At 63.2% G+C, this 3,830-nt stretch carries 1 protein-coding gene, 1 pseudogene and 1 riboswitch; of the genes and pseudogenes, one reads left to right on the plus strand and one right to left on the minus strand.

Annotated features, from left to right (window positions below; all coding sequences use genetic code 11):
• Positions 1-76 precede the first annotated feature (76 nt).
• A pseudogene (locus tag G3436_RS07100) lies at positions 77-1,506 on the minus strand (TolC family outer membrane protein).
• 142 nt (positions 1,507-1,648) lie between these two features.
• Positions 1,649-1,754, plus strand: a riboswitch (TPP riboswitch).
• A 148-nt stretch (positions 1,755-1,902) separates the two neighbouring features.
• On the opposite strand from G3436_RS07100, the gene thiC reads away from it, so the two are divergent.
• On the plus strand, positions 1,903-3,783 hold the full coding sequence (thiC, locus tag G3436_RS07105; protein WP_163942913.1) for a phosphomethylpyrimidine synthase ThiC: 1,881 nt from the start codon (positions 1,903-1,905) through the stop codon (positions 3,781-3,783).
• Positions 3,784-3,830 lie beyond the last annotated feature (47 nt).

Raw genomic sequence — 3,830 nt, forward strand, 5'->3', positions numbered from 1 at the left:
AGCCAGCTCCCACAGGTACTCCACTGTCCTCACGTTCAGTGATCCCCTGTGGGAGCTGGCTTGCCAGCGAAGCTTTTCAGGGCCTTTCGAAATTGGCTTGCGCGGCCTTGGCCAGGTCGGGCGGCAGGAAGTCCTTGTCCGGGTTGTAGTCCGGCTTCAGGTAGCGTCCCAGGTCGCTCAGGTCTTGCGGGCTCAGCGTGCCCGCTGCCTGCTTGAGGCGCAGGTTGTCGAGAATGTAGTCATACCGGGTGTTGTTGTAGTCGCGCACCGAGGTGTACAGCTGACGCTGCGCATCCAGCACGTCGACGATGTTGCGCGTACCCACCTGGTAACCGATTTCGGTCGCCTCCAGCGCACTCTGGTTGGAGATGATCGACTGCTTGCGCGCTGCACCTGCTCCACATCGGTGTTCACTGCACGGTGCAGGTTGCGCGTGTTTTCCACCACCTGGCGGCGCAGGCTCTCGCGCTGCTGCTCGCTCTGGCTCAGGCGCTGATACGCCTCGCGCACCTGCGAGCTGGTCAAACCGCCGCTGTAGATCGGGATGTTCAGTTGCAGGCCGATGCTGCTCTGCTCCACGTCGCCGCGGTAGTTCTGCCCGGTCAGGTTGGGGTTGCTGAAGCCCAAACTGTCGTTGTCGCCTTTCTGGTAGCGCGCCACCGCATCCACGGTGGGCGCATGCCCGGCCTTGCGCTGGCGCAAGGTTTCTTCGGCAGCGCTGACGGCATAGTTGGTGGCCTGCAGGTTCAGGTTCTGCTGCGCGGCGGTGTCCACCCAGGCCTTGGCGTCATTGGGCGAGGGCACCTGAACAGGCAAGGTGTGTACCACGCCCTGCACCGCGTTGTAGTCACGGTTGGTCAGGGTCACCAGCGCTTCGAAGGCGTCATCCACCTGGCGCTGCGCGACGATGCGGTTGGCTCGCGCGGTGTCGTAGCTGGCCTGGGACTGCAGCACGTCGGTCTTGTCCGACAGGCCCACATCGAAACGCTCGTTGCTCTGGTCGAGCTGGCGCTTGAAGGCCGCTTCCTCGGCCTTGGTCGAGGCCAGGGTGTCCTGGGCGCGCAGCACCGCAAAGTAGTTTTCGGCGGTTTGCAGGATCAGGTTCTGCTCGGTGGCCGACAGCTCCAGCGCTGCCTGTTCATTGACCGCTTCGGCCGCCTGCAACTGGAACCAGCGGTCGGCACGGAAGATCGGCTGCGACAGGGTCGCCTGCCACGAATTGCCGCTGCGGTTGGAGGTAACCGAGGGCTGGTCGATCTTCGTACGGCTGTTCATCATCTCGGCACCCGCCGAGAGGTTGGGCAGCAGGCCGGCGCGGGCCTGGGGCACCACTTCCTTGCGTGCGCCGTAGTCGGCGCGGGCAGCGGCCAGGTCGGCGTTGTTGTTCACCGCCTCCTGGTACACGCTGACCAGGTCGGTCTTGGCCGAGAGGGGCGCTTCTGCTGCCCAGGCCATTCCGTTGGAAGCACAAGACACGGCAAGGGCCAGTGAAAGTTTGCGCAGCATAGGGCGATCCTTGAGCGATTGAGTATTTCTGAACTGGTGAGTGTAGTAGCGCAGGCATTTTGCAACAATCGGCTATTTGCGCCTTTTATCGTAGTGCGCTTTGCACTGTTGGCGTTTCGTGCCGGCTCAGTCTATGCTGGGCGCGTTCTTGTCGGGGTGCCTTGCGTTGAGGCTGAGATCGGATAATTCCGGATCCCGTTGAACCTGATCAGGTTAGCGCCTGCGTAGGGAACAAGATTGCTCGTCTTCCCGCGAGCCCTCTTGTGTCGGCTCCGGGATTGTCATGTCAGCCAGTGTGGCTGCAGTGGCACCTTCCGTTTTCGGCACAGCACCCGCCATGGTGCGCCCGTGCCTTTCAGGTTCACTCCGACTGCCAACCCGTCTGGAGAGCCTGTGATGAGCCAAAAACAAAAATACCCCGCGCACCTGAGTGAGTCGGCCAAGGTCGATGAGCAATCCGTTCAGCCGTTTACCCGTTCGCGCAAGATCTATGTCGAAGGCTCGCGCCCGGACATCCAGGTGCCGATGCGCGAGATCAGCCTGGACGACACCCCCACCGACTTCGGCGGCGAGGCCAATGCGCCGGTGCTGGTCTACGACACCTCCGGCCCTTACACCGACCCCGCTGTGCAGATCGACGTGCGCAAGGGCCTGGGCGATGTACGTTCGGCCTGGATCGACGCGCGTGGCGACACCGAACGCCTGGGCGGCCTGTCATCGAACTTCGGACAGATGCGCCTGAACGACGTCGAACTGACCAAGCTGCGCTTTGCCCACGTGCGCAACCCGCGCCGGGCCAGGGCCGGGGCCAACGTCAGCCAGATGCACTACGCACGCCAGGGCATCATCACCGCCGAGATGGAATACGTCGCCATCCGCGAGAACATGAAACTGCAGGAAGCCCGCGCCGCCGGACTGCTCGACCAGCAGCACGCTGGCCACAGCTTTGGCGCCAGCATCCCGAAAGAGATCACCGCGGAGTTCGTGCGTGAAGAGATCGCCCGCGGGCGCGCGATCATCCCGGCCAACATAAACCACGTGGAGCTGGAGCCGATGATCATCGGCCGCAACTTCCTGGTGAAGATCAATGGCAACATCGGCAACAGTGCGCTGGGCTCGTCCATCGAAGAGGAAGTGGCCAAGCTGACCTGGGGCATTCGCTGGGGCTCGGACACGGTGATGGACCTGTCCACCGGCAAGCACATCCATGAAACCCGCGAGTGGATCATCCGCAACTCGCCGGTGCCGATCGGTACCGTGCCGATCTACCAGGCACTGGAAAAGGTCAACGGCGTGGCCGAAGACCTGACCTGGGAGCTGTTCCGCGACACCCTGATCGAACAGGCCGAGCAGGGCGTGGACTACTTCACCATCCATGCCGGCGTGCTGCTGCGCTATGTGCCGCTGACTGCCAAGCGCGTCACCGGCATCGTCAGCCGCGGCGGTTCGATCATGGCCAAGTGGTGCCTGGCGCATCACAAGGAAAACTTCCTCTACACCCACTTCGACGAAATCTGCGAAATCATGAAGGCCTACGACGTCAGCTTCTCGCTCGGCGATGGCCTGCGCCCGGGCTCGATTGCCGATGCCAACGACGCGGCGCAGTTCGGCGAGCTGGAAACCCTCGGCGAGCTGACCAAGATCGCCTGGAAGCATGACGTGCAGTGCATGATCGAGGGCCCGGGCCACGTGCCGATGCAGTTGATCAAAGAGAACATGGACAAGCAGCTGGCGTGCTGCGACGAGGCGCCGTTCTACACCCTCGGCCCGTTGACCACCGACATTGCGCCAGGCTACGACCACATCACCTCGGGCATCGGCGCGGCGATGATCGGCTGGTTCGGGTGCGCCATGCTGTGCTACGTGACGCCCAAGGAACACCTGGGCCTGCCGAACAAGGATGACGTCAAGACCGGCATCATCACCTACAAGATCGCCGCGCATGCGGCGGACCTGGCCAAGGGGCACCCGGGCGCGCAGGTTCGCGACAATGCGTTGAGCAAGGCGCGCTTCGAGTTCCGTTGGGAAGACCAGTTCAACCTGGGCCTGGACCCGGACACTGCGCGGGCCTACCACGACGAGACGTTGCCCAAGGACTCGGCCAAGGTCGCGCATTTCTGCTCGATGTGCGGGCCGAAGTTCTGTTCGATGAAAATCACCCAGGAAGTGCGTGAATACGCCGCCAACCAACCGGTCGAGGCTGCGGTTGAAGAGGGCATGCGCGAGCAGGCCGAGCGGTTCCGCCAGGAAGGCAGCCAGCTGTACCAGAAGGTCTGAGGCCAGTTACCGGCGGTGTGCTGGGCACACCGCTTCGCTGGCAAGCC

The sequence above is a fragment of the Pseudomonas brassicae genome, from assembly GCF_010671725.1.
Classification (GTDB): domain Bacteria; phylum Pseudomonadota; class Gammaproteobacteria; order Pseudomonadales; family Pseudomonadaceae; genus Aquipseudomonas; species Aquipseudomonas brassicae.